This is a genomic window from Chondromyces apiculatus DSM 436 (genome assembly GCF_000601485.1).
Classification (GTDB): Bacteria; Myxococcota_A; Polyangia; order Polyangiales; family Polyangiaceae; genus Chondromyces; species Chondromyces apiculatus.
Map to the genome: position 1 here is coordinate 25,158 of NZ_ASRX01000097.1, position 16,470 is coordinate 41,627.

At 70.8% G+C, this 16,470-nt stretch carries 13 protein-coding genes and 1 pseudogene; 3 read left to right on the top strand and 11 right to left on the bottom strand.

Annotated elements, in window-relative coordinates; translation table 11 throughout:
- Nucleotides 1-72: 72 nt before the first annotated feature.
- The 5 genes and pseudogenes from CAP_RS54565 to CAP_RS55915 form a co-directional block, all read right to left on the bottom strand.
- The gene (locus CAP_RS54565; protein ID WP_231511963.1) at nt 73-2,025 is read right to left on the bottom strand and encodes a sigma 54-interacting transcriptional regulator; all 1,953 of its coding nucleotides are present in this window, start codon (nt 2,023-2,025) and stop codon (nt 73-75) included.
- A 505-nt stretch (nt 2,026-2,530) separates the two neighbouring features.
- Nucleotides 2,531-4,117 carry a GMC family oxidoreductase gene (locus tag CAP_RS39075; RefSeq protein WP_044250424.1) on the bottom strand — a complete coding sequence of 529 codons (1,587 nt, stop codon included), beginning with the start codon at nt 4,115-4,117 and terminating at the stop codon, nt 2,531-2,533.
- Nucleotides 4,114-4,641 (bottom strand): hypothetical protein, encoded by a 528-nt coding sequence (locus tag CAP_RS39080; protein ID WP_052376751.1) that lies wholly within the window; start codon nt 4,639-4,641, stop codon nt 4,114-4,116. Before CAP_RS39080 ends, CAP_RS39075 begins: the two co-directional genes overlap by 4 nt.
- The gene (locus CAP_RS49340; RefSeq protein ID WP_044250426.1) at nt 4,638-5,231 is read right to left on the bottom strand and encodes an FCD domain-containing protein; all 594 of its coding nucleotides are present in this window, start codon (nt 5,229-5,231) and stop codon (nt 4,638-4,640) included. Before CAP_RS49340 ends, CAP_RS39080 begins: the two co-directional genes overlap by 4 nt.
- A gap of 36 nt (nt 5,232-5,267) precedes the next feature.
- Nucleotides 5,268-5,684 (bottom strand): annotated as a pseudogene (locus tag CAP_RS55915) (FadR/GntR family transcriptional regulator); the annotation flags it as partial.
- Between CAP_RS55915 and CAP_RS39090 the strand changes: the two are divergent.
- On the top strand, nt 5,579-7,258 hold the full coding sequence (locus tag CAP_RS39090) for a DUF8728 domain-containing protein (protein ID WP_052376752.1): 1,680 nt from the start codon (nt 5,579-5,581) through the stop codon (nt 7,256-7,258). The pseudogene CAP_RS55915 and the gene CAP_RS39090 sit on opposite strands and share 106 nt — an antisense overlap.
- 182 nt (nt 7,259-7,440) lie before the next feature.
- Here the strand turns inward: CAP_RS39090 and rimI are convergent, their stop codons facing one another.
- The 6 genes from rimI to CAP_RS39120 all read right to left on the bottom strand — a co-directional run bounded on the left by rimI (nt 7,441) and on the right by CAP_RS39120 (nt 13,155).
- Nucleotides 7,441-7,926, bottom strand: a complete 486-nt coding sequence (rimI, locus tag CAP_RS39095; protein ID WP_052376753.1) for a ribosomal protein S18-alanine N-acetyltransferase — start codon at nt 7,924-7,926, stop codon at nt 7,441-7,443.
- A gap of 70 nt (nt 7,927-7,996) precedes the next feature.
- The gene (locus tag CAP_RS39100; RefSeq protein ID WP_044250428.1) at nt 7,997-9,175 is read right to left on the bottom strand and encodes a vWA domain-containing protein; all 1,179 of its coding nucleotides are present in this window, start codon (nt 9,173-9,175) and stop codon (nt 7,997-7,999) included.
- 70 nt (nt 9,176-9,245) lie between these two features.
- Nucleotides 9,246-11,486 (bottom strand): ATP-dependent DNA helicase, encoded by a 2,241-nt coding sequence (locus CAP_RS54570; protein WP_231511964.1) that lies wholly within the window; start codon nt 11,484-11,486, stop codon nt 9,246-9,248.
- Nucleotides 11,487-11,598: 112 nt separating this feature from the next.
- Nucleotides 11,599-12,024 carry a hypothetical protein gene (locus CAP_RS39110; protein ID WP_044250430.1) on the bottom strand — a complete coding sequence of 142 codons (426 nt, stop codon included), beginning with the start codon at nt 12,022-12,024 and terminating at the stop codon, nt 11,599-11,601.
- 51 nt (nt 12,025-12,075) lie between these two features.
- On the bottom strand, nt 12,076-12,459 hold the full coding sequence (locus CAP_RS39115; protein WP_044250432.1) for a PilZ domain-containing protein: 384 nt from the start codon (nt 12,457-12,459) through the stop codon (nt 12,076-12,078).
- 186 nt (nt 12,460-12,645) lie between these two features.
- Nucleotides 12,646-13,155 carry a hypothetical protein gene (locus tag CAP_RS39120; RefSeq protein ID WP_044250434.1) on the bottom strand — a complete coding sequence of 170 codons (510 nt, stop codon included), beginning with the start codon at nt 13,153-13,155 and terminating at the stop codon, nt 12,646-12,648.
- A 74-nt stretch (nt 13,156-13,229) separates the two neighbouring features.
- Between CAP_RS39120 and CAP_RS39125 the strand changes: the two genes are divergently transcribed.
- Together CAP_RS39125 and CAP_RS39130 are read left to right on the top strand one after the other, a co-directional pair.
- Complete coding sequence (locus CAP_RS39125; RefSeq protein ID WP_044250437.1) at nt 13,230-15,110, top strand: peptidylprolyl isomerase; 1,881 nt, start codon at nt 13,230-13,232, stop codon at nt 15,108-15,110.
- Nucleotides 15,107-16,432 (top strand): M16 family metallopeptidase, encoded by a 1,326-nt coding sequence (locus CAP_RS39130; RefSeq protein WP_231511965.1) that lies wholly within the window; start codon nt 15,107-15,109, stop codon nt 16,430-16,432. Before CAP_RS39125 ends, CAP_RS39130 begins: the two co-directional genes overlap by 4 nt.
- The last annotated feature ends 38 nt before the right edge of the window (nt 16,433-16,470 follow it).

A 16,470-nucleotide genomic window follows, 5' to 3' on the forward strand; every position in this document is an offset into this window, starting at 1 on the left:
CCCCTCCATCCACCCCGCCCTCCATATCCCTCATCGCCATCTTCCGGAGGTGCTTCCGGCGAGCGATGCAGATCACGAAGCGTCGCGCGGCGTCCCCTCGTCCCCGGCCTGCTCATCGGCGGCCCCCTGCGCCTCGTCCGACACTTCGGCAGCCTCGGCGTCGCTGGCTTCCTGAGGCTCCGCGGCCTCGCTGGTGCCCTGAGCCTCCTGCCCGCCCACGTGCTCGCCGTACGCCTGCAGCTTGGAATACAGGCCACGACGGCTGATCCCCAGCACCCGGGCAGCCCTCTGCTTGTTGCCGCGCACCGCCTCCAGGGTCAGCAGGATGAGCTGCCGTTCCGCGTCGGCCAGGCGCGTTCCCACCGGCAATCGAAGCACCAGCGGGTGCTCTCCTGCGTCGCTTGCTTCGCGCCCCCCTTCGTGCTCCCGCCCCGAACTCTCCGTGGGACGCGCCACCTGCCCTGGGGCTCCCGCAGGGGCGACCGGCGTGGGTATCGGCAGCCTCGCCTCGGTCTGCACCGTCAACGGAGCGGCCGTCAGCGGCCCGCCCGATGACAGCGTGGTGGGCTCACCGGCCGCATCGAGATGGGTGACCAGCGCGCCTGGCGCCCTGTTCCCCTCGAACACCGGCGCCACCCACGGCCCGGCGGCCCCCTCGGCCGTCAGCGCTCCGCCCCCCGACGTGATCGACGGCGGCGCCCCAGCCTCGGCTGCGCGCCCCTGCGGCCACGCCGCCGCCCCTTGGCTCCACGAGCCGGGCCCAGCCTCCGACCGCGGCGGCCCCTGCCCTTGCCAGCCCGCAGCATTCCCCGACGGCGTCCCTGCAACGCTCGCCGGCGGCGCCCCCCGGCCCTGCGCCTCCGATCGCGGCCCGTGCGGATGGCCGCCGCGGCGCTCGATGCGCCCCTGACCGATCTGCACATCGTCCCCGCCCACGACCTCCCCGGGCGCGAACAGCGCCGTCTGCTCCATCGCGTTGCGCAGCTCGCGCACGTTGCCCGGCCAGTCGTGCTCACCGAGCCGTTGCACGGCGCCCTCGCTCAGCCGACGCGCCGGCGTGCCGTACCTCCGCGCGAACTTCGCGAGGTAGCGCTCGGCGATCGGGTGCACGTCCTCACGACGCTCACGCAGCGGCGGCAGCGTGATGGTGAACACGTTGAGGCGGTAATACAGGTCCTCGCGGAAGACGTTCTCGTCCACCAGATCGAGCAGATCCCGGTTGGTCGCCGCGACCACCCGCACGTCTGCCTCGATCTCCTTCCGCCCGCCCACGCGCGTGAACCGGTAGGTCTCGAGCACCCGGAGCAGGCTCACCTGCACCGCCGAGTCCATCGTCCCCACCTCGTCGAGGAAGATCGTTCCCCCTGCGGCAGCCTCGAACTTGCCCTCGGCCGCCGAGAAGGCGCCCGTGAACGAGCCCTTCTCGTGACCGAACAGCTCGCTGCCGATCAGCTCACGCGGGATCGCGCCAGTGTGCACGGGCACGAACGGACCGTTCCGGCGGCGGCTGCGGTTGTGGATCGCCCGCGCGACCAGCTCCTTGCCCGTCCCGCTCTCTCCCACGATCAGCACCGGCGCCATGGTGGCGCCGACCCGCTCGATGCGCGCGAACACGTCGCGCATCTTCTGCGAACCACCGATCATCCCCTCGAAGACGAGCTGACCATCCTCCTCGTCGCCCAGCGCAACCGGCACCCCGTCCGAGCGCAGCAGCTCCCGCACCAGCGACACGAGCCGCGCCGGATCCAGCGGCTTCTGCAGATAGTCCGCAGCCCCCAGCTTGAGGGCCTCGACGGCGCTCGCAACCGAGCCGGAGCCGGTGACCATCACCACGGCCGGCGGCGGCACCTTCGGCTCGGGCGCCCCGGGGTCGCGCGTGTTCAGGCGCCGCATCAGGTCCACGCCCGTCATGCCGGGCAGGTTCAGGTCCGTGACCAGCACGTCGGCCGGCGTGCGCTGATGCACCTCGAGCGCTTGCTCGCCGCTCGACGCCACCACCACGTCCAGCCCCTCGTGACGAAGCACGGCTTCCAGGATCGCAGCCTGATCCGGTTCGTCCTCGACGAGGAGGACACGACCAGCGCTCTGCCCGCGATGCGAGGGCCTCTGCGGGCTACGAGGAGTCGCCAGGTAACCTTCGTTCGGACCCAACATCATCTCTCCTGATCCTGATCCTGCGAGGGGGGGAGCCGGAAAGGTTCCGGGCTCAAGAAACGTACCGCATAACTTGTAGCCTCCGTCCGCTCCCCATCAACTCAGGAGTTACCTCCTTCTAGGAGCAAGGGACCCCTCATCCAGGTGTCCTGAGGCTGCGTAGCGTCCCAGTCTGTCGGCGCAACGAGCACCGCGGCGCGCGGTGACGCCTGATGCTGATGCCTGGTGACGCGCAGTGAGGCGCAGTGACGCTCAGTGACGCTCAGTGACGCTCAGTGACGCTCAGTGACGCTCAGTGATGCGCATGGCACCCGGTGATGCTTGGGGAGATGTGGGGGCGCGCCATCCACGTGCAGCCCACGCACCCCTCCAAGTACTACCAGCGCGCCGCGATCCCGAGAGCAATTCTATCCGCGAGGGCCATGCAGGTCAGCATCGGATTCACTGCGGGACTCCCTGGAAAGATGCTGGTGTCAGCGACGTACACATTGTCCAGATCGTGGCAGCGCCCCCACTCGTCCACCACCCCGTCGGCCGGTCGGTGCGACATCCGCGCCGTCCCGAAGGCGTGGTTGCCGGCGGTGATGGTGTGGCGCGCCTTCAGCTCCATCCGCCGCAGCACCTCGGCATCCTCCCGCGACTTGAGGAGGTCGGGCACCCCATACAATCCGGGCATCACCGCCTCCGCTCCTGCCGCCCAGCAGATGTCCGAGAGATGCCCGAGCCCCCGCTGGAGGCGGTCCACGTCCCGCTGGTCGAGGTCGAAGCGGATGTCTGGCTCCAGGCTCCCCCGCCGCAGCCGCACCGACCCCCGCGACCGCTCCGCCGCGATGATCACATCGAACGGCGCCATCCGGTCGTAATCCCTGAAGTGCTGCTGCAGATCGTGCCCCATCCCCGGAAAGCGCGCCGCGAGCACGGCCGGGGGTGACCAGAGCACCTCGAGCTTCATCCCCTCCTCCAGGAAGTGCAGCGAATGGTACCCCTGCGTCGCGCCGGCCCACGGATCGATCCGCTCCGGGAACACCGCCATCACCGCCAGCCCCGGGTGGAGCTGCAGCTCCCGCCCCACGTACCCGCTCCCATTGCCGACGCCGCTCCGGAGCAGGAGCAGCGGCGTCGCCATGCACCCGGCTGCGAGCACCACCATCCCGGCCTGGAACACCGCCTCGTGCCCCTCCCGCCCGGTGAACGGCTCCACCACCCGCCCCCGCACCCCCACGGCCCGCCGCCCCTTCATCAGCAGCCGGTCTGCGCGCACGCTGGAGAACACCCGCGCCCCCGCCCGGATCGCCGCCGGCACGTACGACACGTCCATCGACTTCTTCGCCCCGTGCCGGCACCCCGTGAAGCACTCCCCCGACCCCTGACAGCCGCGCACGTTGCGGAACGTCGGCTCGCTCGACAGGCCGAGCGCATCGCACCCTTGCTTGAAGAGCAGGTTCCTCCGGCCCAGCACCGCCGTCGCTGTCGGCTCCACCCCCAGGAATGCCTCCACCCGATCGTAGTGCCGGTCCAGCGCTTCCCGCGTGAGCCCCGTCGTCCCCGTGTGCGCCGACCACTTCTCGAACACCCACCCCGGCGACCGCGCGCAGATCGCCGAGTTCATGACCGAGCCTCCGCCCAGCGCGATGGCCTGCATCGTCGGGATGAACGTGTGCCCGCGCGTCGTGCGCATCCCCCCCTCCCGGAGCATGCGCGACATCGACTCCCCCGCCTCCTGGCGGAAGTCCTTCTTCCCGAACGGCGGCCCCTCCTCCAGCAGGATCACATCCCGCCCCGCCTCCGCGAGCTCCTTCGCCACCACCGCGCCGCTCGGCCCCGAACCGATCACGAGCACCTCGCACTCGGCCCGCACCTCGCCGCGGTAGTCGGCGAACACCTTCACCCCCGCATGGGGGTCCACCGGAGCCCGCTCACGCTCGGCCCTCGGCCCGCGCACCTCTGCCATCGGCAGTCTCATGCTGCCTCCGCCGCCCGGAGCACCGGGATCCCGATCGCCCGCTGCACCCCCGCGTGCGCGAAGTATCCCATCGTGAGCATCAACCGCAGCGACACGAACGCCACCCGACGGAAGTAGATCGGGCTCGCCGCCATCCGCTCCAGCGCCACCCGCTGCTCCTCCGGCAGGAGCCGCGTGAACCGCACCCGGCGCGGCCCCCAGAGCCACGGACCGTGCTCCACGAGCTGAAACAGGAGCCGGATCAGGAGCCGCGACTCCGACGGCGCTCGCTGCAGGTACGCATCCATGTACGTCACCAGCCCCGCCTCCGTCCCCGAGACCGGGATCGGCCCTTCCGGCGGGAACAGCGCATCGGCGCACGCAGACACGATGGCCTGCTCCTTCGGCGTCAGCACCCTCAGCGAAACCCGGCTCCGCCGACGCCCGAGCGCCAGCCCACGCACCACGAACGCTGCCCCCATCACGGCCAGCAGCGCCGCCACCGCCGCCAAGACCCACGGAACATGCTCGACCAGGCTGCTCATGGTTCCCTCCCCTTCTGCGCCTTGTGTCCTTCGTGTCCCCCCGCCTTCTCTCTTTCCCCCTCCCGCGTGCCCTGCCCCTCCCGCGCGCTCTCCCCCTTCCCTGCGCCTTCATCCCCCAGCGCCCGCCCCATGGCGCCGAGGATCTCCACGTCGAGCCGGCCAATCCACGCTTCCAGGTGGCGCTCCGCGGCCTCCGCCTCCCGCGCCTCGATCAGATCCAGGAGCCGACGCATCACCGGTTCGAAATCCGAGGGCGGCAACCCTACCGAGGGTGCCAGCATCACCTGCAGTTCCCGCATCGGCGCCCAGAACGAGTTCGCCAGCCACACCGCCGGCCAGATCCCGCTCGCGCACACGATGGCCCGGAACAGATCGAGCTCCATCGACGCATGTCGCGCCGGATCCCGCTCCTCGGCCGCCGCCGCGAGGATGCCCCGCGCCTCCCGCAGCGCCCCGGGCGCCGCGTAGCAGGCCGCGAGGCGCACCGCTTCCCGGGCCAGCAGCGCCCGGAGCCGCAACAGCTCCTGCGTCAGCGTCTCCACGGGCCGCTCGAACCGACCCGAGAGCACGTAGGGCGCCAGCAGCGCCATCGTTCCTTCTCGGCGGAAATCCAGCACCATCGCACCTGAGCCCCGCCGGCTCTTCACCACCCCAAGCCCGGTCAGGTGCCTGAGCGCTTCCCGTACGGTGCTCCGACCGCACCCGAGTTCCACCGCCAGATCCACCTCTGACGGCAATCTCAGCCCGCTCGGGTAGATACCGCCCACGATCCTCGCCAGAATCGCGTCCGCTACCCGCTGCACTTCCCCGGAGGGCGCTCGTCCAGAAGTCACGTCTGATAGATTAGTCAGACAGGTGCACTGCGCAACCCGCTTCGCACTCCGGTTCTCCCTGAGCAAAAGCGGAACAGTGGGGTACTTTCGCGCCACCCCACCCTGTGAGCGCCCCCCTGGCCCCCCCCTCTTCCCTTCCTTCCCCGTCTTCCCCGGACGCAAACCCCGACGACGCAGCCCCGGACGACGCGGGCGCTCCCCCTGCACCATCTTCCTCGTCCCCCGACGCTCTTTCCCCGGACGCTCCTCCCCCGGACGCTCCTCCCCCGGACGCTTCCCTCCTCGACGCTCCCCCCCGCGCGCTCTCCCCGCGCGCCCATCTCCTCCTCGGCCTCCTCCTCCCCGCGCTCGTCGTCCTCATCGGCGCGGTGCGCGTCTGGCCCTTCACCATCGACGACGCCTACATCTCCTTCCGCTACGCGGAGAACCTCGCCCGCGGCCATGGCCTCGTCTACAACCCCGGCGAACGCGTCGAGGGCTACACCAACTTCCTCTGGACCCTCCTCCTCGCCGGCGCCGCCTTCCTCGGCGCCCCCACGGCCCTCGCCGCCAAGATCCTCGGCACCCTCAGCGCCCTCGCCGCGCTCGTCCCCACCTACTTCCTCTCGCAGCGCCTCCGGCCCTTCACGAACCTCCCCTCCATCGCCACCTGGCTCCTCGCCACGAGCTTCCTCGTCACGGGCTACGCCGTCTTCGGCCTGGAGACGCCGCTCTTTCTCCTCCTCACCCTGACCGGCGTCCTCCTCTTCCTGCGCGAGGAAGACGCCGCAGCCGCCGGCGCCCCCACCCGCTTCCCGGCCTCCGGCGCCGTCTTCGCCCTCGCCGCGCTCACCCGACCCGAGGCCCCGCTCTTCCTCGGGATGATGCTCCTCTGGCACCGCGACACCCTCTTCACCCGCCGCAGCGTCCTCCGCCTCCTCGCCTTCGCCCTCCCCGTCGCGGCCCACCTCGCCTTCCGCAAGACCTATTACGGCGCCTGGCTCCCCAACACGCTCGCCGCCAAGACCGGCGACTTCACCCAGCAGCTCCGCGGCGGCAGCGACTACCTCCGCAACTACCTCACCCACGCCGGCCCCGGCGTCTGGCTCGGCATCGCCTCCATCGCCAGCGCCCTCGTGCGGCCCCGCCGCGACGCGCTCGCCCTCGCCTCCATCGCCATCCTCTTCACCATCTACGTGCTCCTCGTCGGCGGCGACTGGATGCCCTTCTTCCGCTTCCTCGCCCCGGCCGAGCCCTTCGCCTTCCTCCTCGTCGACGACGCCGCGCGCACCCTCGCCGACCGCCACGAGCGCTCGGCCCGGCTCTCCATCTTCACGTTCCTCACCGTCGTCGCCTGCTGGCGCCTCGGCACCCTCAGCGCCGCCCAGAGCGCCATCCTCCGCAACGACAAGACCTTCTGGGACGACGCCGCCGGCCGCACCGCCCAGTGGTTCGTCGACAACACCGAGCCAGGCCCCATCGTCATCGCCGACATCGGCTACGTCGGCTACCGGACCGGCTACCCCGTGGTCGACATGCTCGGCCTGCTCCTGCCCGAGGTCTCCCACCTCCCCGGCGGCTACACGCGCAAGACCGGCGCCGGCTACACCGACATCATCTTCGGCAAGAACCCCCGCTACTTCGTGATCATCGCCTCGGCCCCCGACTGCAAGACCCCCACGGTCCCGTCCTCACGCGCCACCTACAACGACCCCCGCTTCCGCAAGAACTACCGCCTCCGCCACCCGCTCACCCTCCGCGGCGGCACCGCCTGGTGCATCTACGAAAAGACCACCTGGCCCTAAGGCACTGCGTACCCTGGTACTGCGTACCCTGGTACTGCGTACCCTGGTACTGCGTACCCTGGTACTGCGTACCCTGGATCAGGGGCCTGCGGCCCCTACGCTCCCGTTGGTCGCTACCCCCGTTGCGGTTCGGAGCGCCGCGCCAGGGAACCGCAAGGGTTCGAAGAAGAAGCGGGAGATCGCTACGCGATCGATACCTCGTCCCGCCCCGGCAGCATCGCTCCCGTCGCAGGATCCAGCGCCAGGATCATCTCCACCGCGTCCTCGCCGTTGTCGGAGTAGTACCCCTTCCGCACCGACAAGGTGTGGAAGCCGAGTCCGCGGTACAGGCCGATCGCGGGCACATTCGACCGCCGCACCTCCAGCAGCAGGATGCGCACCTGGTGCTCCCGCGCGTACGCCAGCACCTCCGTCATCAGCGCCCTCGCGCACCCCTGCCGCCGCGCCGCGGGCGCCGTCGCCACGTTCAGCACGTGCACCTCGTCCGCCACGTGCCAGGCGATCAGGAACGCCAGCGCCTCGCCCCCACGCCGCACCATCCAGCAGCGCGTCCACGGCCGCGACAGCTCCTCGCGGATGGAGAACTGCGGGTGCTCGAACGCCGCGAGCGCCACCCCATCCACCTCGTCGAGCCCCGCGGTCTCCGCCGACAGCCGCGTCACCTCCATCGACGACGCCCCTCGTCCGCCCGCCCCTCGTCCGCCCGCCCCTCGTCCGCCCGCCCCTCGTCCCCCACCCTCACTCCGCGACCTCGGTCGGGCACCCGGACACGATCTGCACCTCCTGCACCTGCCCCATCTTCCACCGCGTGCACGCCTCTCCCATCAGCTCCACCTCGGCCTCCGACAGCCACCGCCAGCCGTTCTCCTCGCTGTACGGCAGCACTTCCTTGTCGAAGTACACGTTGGTCTGCCCCGCCTCGGGCGGCGCGCTCTCCAGCGCGAACGTGCACGAGATCAGCCCGCCCGCGATCTCCGCGAGCACCCCGCCCAGCGCGTCCAGATCGTCGACCTTGTAGTAGTAAGGGCTCACGAACCGCGGCGCCCCTCCTGCGACCGCCATGTCATCGAGCACGTCCCCGTAGACCTCGCTCCCGGGGATGCCGATCACCACCACGTCCACGCCCATCGCCGACAGCGTCGCCACCGCCGCCACCGTGTCCGCCCGGTCCACGCACCCCGAAGGCCCCGACAGGCCCCCCGGCGCGCAGCATGAGGCATCGCAGCTCCCCTCGAGGTACGGGATGCACGCGCTCGCCCCGCACGACGCCTCGTAGTTGCAGTTCGGCCCGCCGTCCGTCGCCAGGACCACCACCGTCTTCCCCGCGATCGCCGCGAGCCCTGGCGTCAGCGCCTCCACGGTCGCCGCGGTCGGCGTCCCCCCGAACGGCTGGATCGTCAGCGCCTCCTCGAATGCCCGCGTCGTCGGCCCCTTCCCCTGTCCCTTCACGTACGGATCGCCTGGCGACACCTCCAGCACTTGCTCGCCGATCGCGCAGCCGTCGTCGCCTCCTCCGCCGACCGGGAACAGCGCAGCCCCCACGTTGATCAGCGCCCCCAGCCGCCGCACCAGATCCACGGCAGCGTCCTGCACCCGCGCGTACCGCGTCCCGCCGCCTTGCACCGGCGTCCCCATGCTCCCGGACGCATCGATCAGGAAGTACAGGTTCGGCACGTCCGTGATCACCGGCCGGTGCAGCTCGTTGCCGCACAGCCCCTCGGTGTCGAGCGGCGGCGGCCCCGTCGGCACATCGATCCCGAGCCCCGGATCCTGCCCCGGCACCCCGGTCCCTGGCCGTGGCGCACCGAGCTTCTCCTCGCTGCAGGACGACGCCATCGCCCCCAGCAAGAGCGCGGGGATCACCCCCAGCGCCGCGACCAGCCCCGCACGCGCCCCCGAACGACCCGGCGCCTTCATCCCCCGAGCGTACCACCACCTCACCCCCCCGGACAGCGCACCCCCACGCGCGCATCCCTGCTCTCCTCCCTCACGCGCTCTCGCCTCCCGCGCCCCCCCCCTCCGTATTCCCCGACCTCGCCTTCCAGAAGGCGCGCACGTCGTCCAGGCGCTCGGTGCGCGGCGCGGGCGGCAGGCTGTCGAGGAGCACCCGACCGTAGCCGCGCGTCCGCACCCGCCGGTCCAGGATGGCCACCACGCCGCGATCGGTGCGCGTCCGGATCAACCGACCGAACCCCTGCTTCAGGGTGATGGCCGCCTGGGGCACGCTGTACTCCAGGAACGGCTGCCGCCCCTGGGCCTCCAGCGCCGCGCAGCGCGCAGCCACCACCGGATCGCTCGGCACCGCGAAGGGCAGCTTCTCGATCACCACCAGCCGCAGCGCCTCCCCGGGGACGTCCACGCCTTCCCAGAAGCTCATCGTGGCCACCAGCACCGCGTCGCGCGCGGCCCGGAAGCGCCGCAGGAGCGCCCCCTTCGGCGCCTCGCCTTGCACGAGGGGCGCCTCGCCCAGCCTCTCCGAGAGCCCCCGCGCGAAGGCGGCGAGCGATCGGTTCGACGTGCACAGCACGAACGCCCCTCCGCCAGACATCTCCACCAGCTCTCGCGTCCGCTCCACGGCCCGCGCGATGAATGCCCCCTCCGACACCTCGGGCAGATCGCGCGGCGTGTAGAGCAGCGCCGAGGTCGCGTAGTCGAACGGCGAAGGCACCTCCAGCTCCTCCACGGGCACCGTCACCCGCGCATCGAGCCCCATCCGCGCCCGCAAGAACCGGAACCGGCTGCTCCCCGCCGTCGTCTCCAGAGCGCCCCCCGCGCCCAGCGCGCCCAGCGCGTCCACCGCGCCCAGCGCGCCCAGCGCGCCCCCCGACGCTGCCTCCTCCCCGCGCTCCCCGCCCCCGCTCTCGCTGCTCCGCGCCGCGCTGATCTGCGCGTAGCCCGACGGCTTCTTCTCGAACCCCCCGGTCGTCAGCGTCGCGCTCGTCAGCACCACCGAACCGATCCGCTCGAACACCTGATCCCGGAAGATCCACCCGAGATCCACCGGCGACGCGCCCACCGCGATGTCGGCCCGCGACAGCGCCGCCTCTCGCCCCGCCGCCCCCCGCCCGCGCGCCTCGGCCCACGTCACCTGGTTCGAGGCCGGGTCCACGATCTTCGCCGCGTCCTCGCGCATCTGCCCCGCCCGCTGCGACACGAGCCGCACCGCCTCGTCGGAGGACACGTTCGCCGCGTAGTTCACCAGCGCCTCCAGCCCGTCGTCGAGCCGGTGGTACGCCCCCAGCAGCTCCCCCGACCACACGTCGTGCGGCAGCGGGATCCTCCCCTCACCGCGCAGATCGGCCCCCGCCGCCACCCGCGACAGCTCCCCGAACAGCGCCTCCGACGACGACCGCAGCGCCTGCGTCAGCCCCGCCCCCTGCCCGCGCCCGAACACCGGATCCGTCAGCCCCGCCGCGAGGAAGGCCCGGTCTGCGTCCCGCAGCATCGCCTCCACGCGCGCCCGCGACAGCCGCACCCCGAAGAACGAGGTCGCGATCTCCTCGAGCTGGTGCGCCTCGTCGAAGATCACCGCGTCGTAGTTCGGCAGCGCCCGCGCCCCCGCGAACCCCCGCTTCGCCGCCGCCATCTTCACCGCCAGGTCCGCGAAGAACAGGTGGTGGTTCACCACGAGGAGCTGCGCCTCCTCCGCCTCGCGCCGCATCCCCGTCACGAAGCACTCCTCGTTGTACGGGCAGGACGATCCCAGCCGCGTCTCGCTCGACGACGACACCTCCCGCCAGATCGGATCCCCTTCCGGCAAGGACGCGAGCTCCGCCACGTCCCCCGTCTCCGTCTCCTTGGCCCACCGCTCGATCAGCGGCAGCGCCCGCCGCACCTCGGCCCTCCCGGCGTCAGGGCTCTTGCGCAGCTCGTTGTACCGCCGCAGGCACAGGTAATTGCCCAGCCCCTTCACCAGCGCCGCCCGCGGCCGGAGGCCCAGGTGCTCCGCGATCAGCGGCAGATCCTTGGTGTAGATCTGATCCTCCAGCGCCTTCGTCGCCGTCGACACCACCACCTTGCGACCGCTCAGGATCGCCGGCACCAGGTACGCGAGCGTCTTGCCGGTCCCCGTCCCCGCCTCGCAGAGCAGCACCCGGTCCCCGGCGAGCGTCCGCTCCACCGCGTTCGCCATCGCGAGCTGCCCCTCGCGCTCCTCGTAGCGATCCAGCGCTGCCGCGAGCGGACCCCCTGGCCCGAGCAAGCGCGCCGCGCGCCCCATGGCCATCATCGGCTCCCCTCCCATCGGCCCCGCTCCCATCGGCCCCGCTCACGCAGCGGGTGCCTCCAGCGGGCGCCTCTCGCGCGAGCGCCCCCCGCCCGGGCGTCCTTCACTTCCTTCACTACTGAGGCGCGGACGATCGATCCAGCGTCAGCGCGAACCGGATCTCGCTGATCGCTCCCTCGATCGAGTCGACCGCCTTCTCGAACTGCACCTCGCACCAGGTATCGATCGTCCTCTCCGCGTCCCCCGGATCCTGCACCTCGCGCAGCGCGCTGCCGCTCTCGCGGAACCCCCGCGGGAGCGCCGCCGCCCCGTACTTGCGCGCCCGCTCGAAGAGCTGGTCGTCGGGCACCCCGGGAAAGTCGGTGCGCTGTGCGCGCACCACAAATCCCACCTTGGGTCCGTGCGCTTCCACGAAAATGCCGGAGTCCATCAGCAGGTTCTCCCGCACCCGCTCCGCGATGTGCACCACATCGCCGCGAGTGCGGTAGATCTCCACTCCAGCGTCACGTAGGGCTGTCTTGATCTCCGCGGGCGTCGGCATCGTCCGTTCGGTTCGCGAAACCCCCCACCTTCACTGGTCGAGGGTTCCATCTCAGTTTTGCTGCCGCCTCGTCAAGCTTCCCGGCGCCGGAGCAAGCAACTCGTTTCCATCCTCGGTGGATTGCTCCAGATCGTCCCTCATTGCCGGGATCACACCCGACGCCACCACCTCGTCCGTGGCCACGTCCAGGTATGCGACGCCGACGATCGCCCCGTCTCTCTCTTCCTGGATCCAGACGATGCGTCCCGGCCGCGCCTGGCCGTCGCCCACGGAGACGTAGATCTCCTCTCCGAGCACCACCGGTTCCTCCACGATGGCCCGGAGCCCACCAAGGCTCAGGTTCAGGGTCCACCCCGTGACTTCCCTGTCGCGGATGATGAAGCGGGCCCGCTCGCTGCTCTCGCGGCGCGCGGCGCGACGCCGGGTGGCGTGCATGCCTGGAATTGCCTGGGACGACGGAGGTGTAAGCGTTCTGCGTCGAATCACAGCCAACCGAACGTAGCACCCCCCGTGCCGAACGCCCGCGTGGCCTGATGAACACGGCCGTCAGCAGCCATGGCCCCCGTGCCAGCCCATCTCAACGACGGGTTCACGGGGTGAAGTCGCTGACAAGGTAAGATTTCAGTGTTCGTGCGCGTGATCCGGCTGGTGCCCGGACCCATCGGCAGGCTCCTGGTAAACCGTCACGGCTTCCAGCATGGAGAACTGCTCACGCTTGATCCCGACGCCCTTGTCGGAGAAGTGCAAATCGTTCTCCTCCAGGTTCGCCCGCACCCGGGCCACGAAGAGGATGGGCATGCCTGCCTGGGTGTACCCGAGCTGGACCAGGGTGCCCTTCGGCCACTTTCCGCCGTCGAACGACAGCTCCTTGCGCAACGTGTAAAAACCCTCCGCCGGCAGCTTGGTCAGGGTCTCGGCCCAGGTCAGGCCCCGGAAGGTCACGGGAGGGCCATGAAAGTGCCAGCGGTTGTGGATGTTGTGATCCGGCGTGGTCACCGTCGGCAAGCCGCTGTCCGAGTGGTTGTGGAAGGAGATGAGGGTCCCGGCCGGGACCTTCTCCTCGTTCCCCGGGAGAGCCCGGGTGGTCAGGTACAGGCCGCATTCGGGAAGGAGTGACTTGGGTTGCGCCATGGCTGCCCCTCCTCCTAACCACGTTCCCCCGCGTCGTAAAGACACGCCGACGCCCTCGTGCTAGCAAGCGTCCCGTGAACCGGCTCAGTCAGCTCATCACCGGCCTGGTGGTCTTCGCCATTGCCGTGGTTTTCGTCTCCAGTTTCGGACCGAGCACCGGCGCCTCCCCGGCGAAGGGCGCCGAGATCACCTGCGCGGTCGAGGTCCAGGGAGACTGTGTCAAATCCACGGACTTCTGGGCAGCCTACCGCCTCATCGCCCCGCGCAACGCCGACGCCGAGCGCATCAAGCAGCTCGGCCTGCGTCAGCTCACCGCCGAGGGCCTCTACGAGCGCTGGCTGCTGCTCGAAGACGCGAAGCGCCTCGGTCTGGCCATCTCGGACGACGACCTCAACACCGAGATCCTCGCGGGCCGCGCCCACGTCACGGTGCCCGTCGACGCCGTCGGGAACGACCGCCGGAACCAGCTCACCAACATGCTCGGCCTCCCCGGCGACGGTGAACATTTCCGCGTCCTCGACGTCAACGACCGCAAGACCAAGAAGTTCGACAAGAAGCGCTACGAGCGCGACGTCCGCCTCCTCACCAAGATGAGCCCCTCGGACTTCCGCGAGTTCCAGCGGAAGGAGCTCCTCGCCGGCCGCGTGCGCGATCTGGTCCGCGCCCGGGTGCGCATCAGCGAGGACGAGGCCTACCAGCAGTTCGCCCGCGACAAGGGCACCCGCACCATCGACTACGTGCGCTTCGACCGCCGCTTCTTCGCCGATCTGGTGGTCGACATGTCCGACAAGGCCGTCCTCGCCTGGTCCGACCGCCACAAGGAGGAGCTCGACAAGGGCTGGGACGCGCGCAAGGCCCAGTACCAGCCCGAGTGCCGGGTGGCCCGCCACGTCCTCGCCCGGGTGAAGGAAGACGCCGACGACGCCGACAAGGCCAAGGCCAAGGCTAAGATCGCCCGCGCCGAGGCGCTGCTCAAGCAGGGCGTGAACTTCTCCGACGTCGCCCGCCGCCTGAGCGACGACACCAGCGCCGCCCGCGGCGGCGAGCTTGGCTGCATGGGCAAGGGCAAGACCGTGAAGCCCTTCGAGGACAAGCTCTTCTCGCTCAAGGCCGGCGAGGTCTCCGGGCCGGTGGAGACCGAGTACGGCTACCACCTCATCCTCGTGGATCAAATCGCCGCCGGCGACGACAACGAGAAGATCGCCCGGGGCCAGCTCGCCCGGGAGATGTACCTGATGCAGGAGGCCGATCGCCTCGCCGCCGACGCCGCGAAGCAGGTGCTCGCCGCCACGGGCGGGGGCAAGTCCCTGAAGGACGCCCTCGACACCTACCTCGCGGGCCTGACCGCCGCGCAGGACGAGGCGAACAAGGCCGCCGGCAAGGACAAGAAGAAGGCCGCCACCACCACGAAGCCCAAGGCGACGAAGCCCGAAAAGGCCGCCGCCAAGTCCGAGGGAGAGGGCGCCGACAAGGGGAGCGCCGACGCCGACAAGTCCGAGGGCGCCGACAAGCCGGAGGCCGCCGCAGGAGCGGTGGAGGAGAACGAGATCCTCACCTTCGCCACCCACCCGCACCGCCCCACCATCGAGACCAGCCTGCCCTTCAACCAGAGCGGCAGCCCGCTGCCCTCCGCGCAAGACGGCACCGGCGTGGCCCGCAACGTGTTCGAACTCGCCAAGGCCGGCGACACGCTGAAGGACGTGGTGCAGCTCGCGAACGGCTACGCCGCCGTGCAGCTCAAGGAGGTCACCGCCGTCACCGACGAGCAGTGGCAGAAGGACCGCGAGACGTACATGGGCAGCCTGCGCGGGGCGAAGCAGGACGACGCGGTGCTGAACTACGTGCGCCGGCTGAAGAGCACCCTGGGCAGCGAGGTGAAGTACGACAAGGCCCTCGTGACCGAGCCCAAGGCCGGCGAGTCCGACGGCGCCCCCATGAGCGACGAGGGCGAATGAGCGCAGCGCCGCCCTCGATGTCGATCGAGCCCGCCACCCTGCAGCACGTCGACGTGACGCTGCCCAACGGGCTGCCCGTGGTGCTGGTCCCGCAGCCGGGGGTGCACCGGGCCGTCGCCACGCTGTACCTGCGGGCGGGCTCCCGCTTCGAGACGGAGCACACCAACGGTCTCTCCCACTTCCTCGAACACATGGTCTTCCGCGGGACCACGACCCTGCCCACCGCCCACGCCCAGGCCCTCGCCTTCGAGCGCCTCGGGGGGACGCTCTACGCAGCGACCCACGTGGACCACGGGGTGATGAGCGTGTCGGTGCCCCCCGTGAGCCTGGGCGCGGTGCTCGATCTGCTCGGTGAGGTGACGACGTCCCCGCGCTTCACGTCCATCGAGGTGGAGCGGGGCATCGTGCGCGAGGAGATCCTGGAGGACCTCGACGAGGACGGCCGCGACATCGACGCCGACAACAACGTGCGGGCGCTGATGTACGAGCAGCACCCGCTCGGCTACACGATCACCGGGAAGAGCGAGGCCATCGATCGGTTCGACGAGGCGATGCTCCGCACCCACCACGCGCGCCACTACACGGCCGCGAACGCAGTCCTGTGCGTGGCCGGTCGGATCGGCGATCCCGAGGCGCTGATGAAGCGCATCGAGCAGAGCTTCGGGGCGATGCCGCGCGGCACCGCGGTGCCGGCTGCGCCGCCCCCCTTCTCCCAGAAGAAGGCGCGCTTCAAGTTCCTGGAGAACCAGTCGAGCCAGACCGATCTGCGGGTGGCCTTCCGGGGGGTGAGCGAGCGCGATGCGATCGAGCCTGCCGTGGAGATGCTGCTGCGGGTGCTCGACGACGGGATGTCGACGCGGCTCTACGAGCGGATCTGCGATCGGCTGGGTCTCTGCTACGACGTGTCGGGGATGTTCGAGGCCTACGAGGACGACGGGGTGGTCGACATCGCGGCCGGGGTGCAGCACGATCGGGCGACGCTGGTGGTGAAGGAGATCTTCGCGCTCCTGCACGAGCTGAGCGATCAGGGGCCCCGGGAAGAGGAGCTGGAGAAGGCGCGGGACCGGCACCTGTGGTCGGTGGAGGCGATGCGCGACGACGCGGAGTCGACGGCGGGCTTCTACGGGTTGACGAGGCTGGCGGGGGTGGCGCGGACGCCGGAGGCGCGGCACGCGCAGCTCGCGGCGGTGACGGTGGGCGATGTGCAGGCGGCAGCGCGGGCGATCTTCCGGCCGGAGCGGCTGAGCGTGGTGGCGGTGGGGCTGCTGCGGTCGTCGGAAGAGGCGCGGCTGGAGAAGGTGGTCCGGAATTTCGGGGGCTGACCTCCGGGGTAAGGCGGCGGGGGGCGGCGGGGGGCGGC

Bases quoted from the DNA above. Each gene is read 5' to 3' on its own strand.
- CAP_RS39110 (WP_044250430.1), bottom strand. From the start codon at position 12,024: ATGCCGACGCCCGCGGAGATCAAGACAGCCCTACGTGACGCTGGAGTG.
- rimI (WP_052376753.1), bottom strand. From the start codon at position 7,926: ATGGAGGTGACGCGGCTGTCGGCGGAGACCGCGGGGCTCGACGAGGTG.
- CAP_RS54570 (WP_231511964.1), bottom strand. From the start codon at position 11,486: ATGATGGCCATGGGGCGCGCGGCGCGCTTGCTCGGGCCAGGGGGTCCG.
- CAP_RS39080 (WP_052376751.1), bottom strand. From the start codon at position 4,641: ATGAGCAGCCTGGTCGAGCATGTTCCGTGGGTCTTGGCGGCGGTGGCG.
- CAP_RS39100 (WP_044250428.1), bottom strand. From the start codon at position 9,175: ATGAAGGCGCCGGGTCGTTCGGGGGCGCGTGCGGGGCTGGTCGCGGCG.
- CAP_RS49340 (WP_044250426.1), bottom strand. From the start codon at position 5,231: ATGGCGCTGCTGGCGCCCTACGTGCTCTCGGGTCGGTTCGAGCGGCCC.
- CAP_RS39115 (WP_044250432.1), bottom strand. From the start codon at position 12,459: ATGCACGCCACCCGGCGTCGCGCCGCGCGCCGCGAGAGCAGCGAGCGG.
- CAP_RS39075 (WP_044250424.1), bottom strand. From the start codon at position 4,117: ATGAGACTGCCGATGGCAGAGGTGCGCGGGCCGAGGGCCGAGCGTGAG.
- CAP_RS39120 (WP_044250434.1), bottom strand. From the start codon at position 13,155: ATGGCGCAACCCAAGTCACTCCTTCCCGAATGCGGCCTGTACCTGACC.
- CAP_RS39130 (WP_231511965.1), top strand. From the start codon at position 15,107: ATGAGCGCAGCGCCGCCCTCGATGTCGATCGAGCCCGCCACCCTGCAG.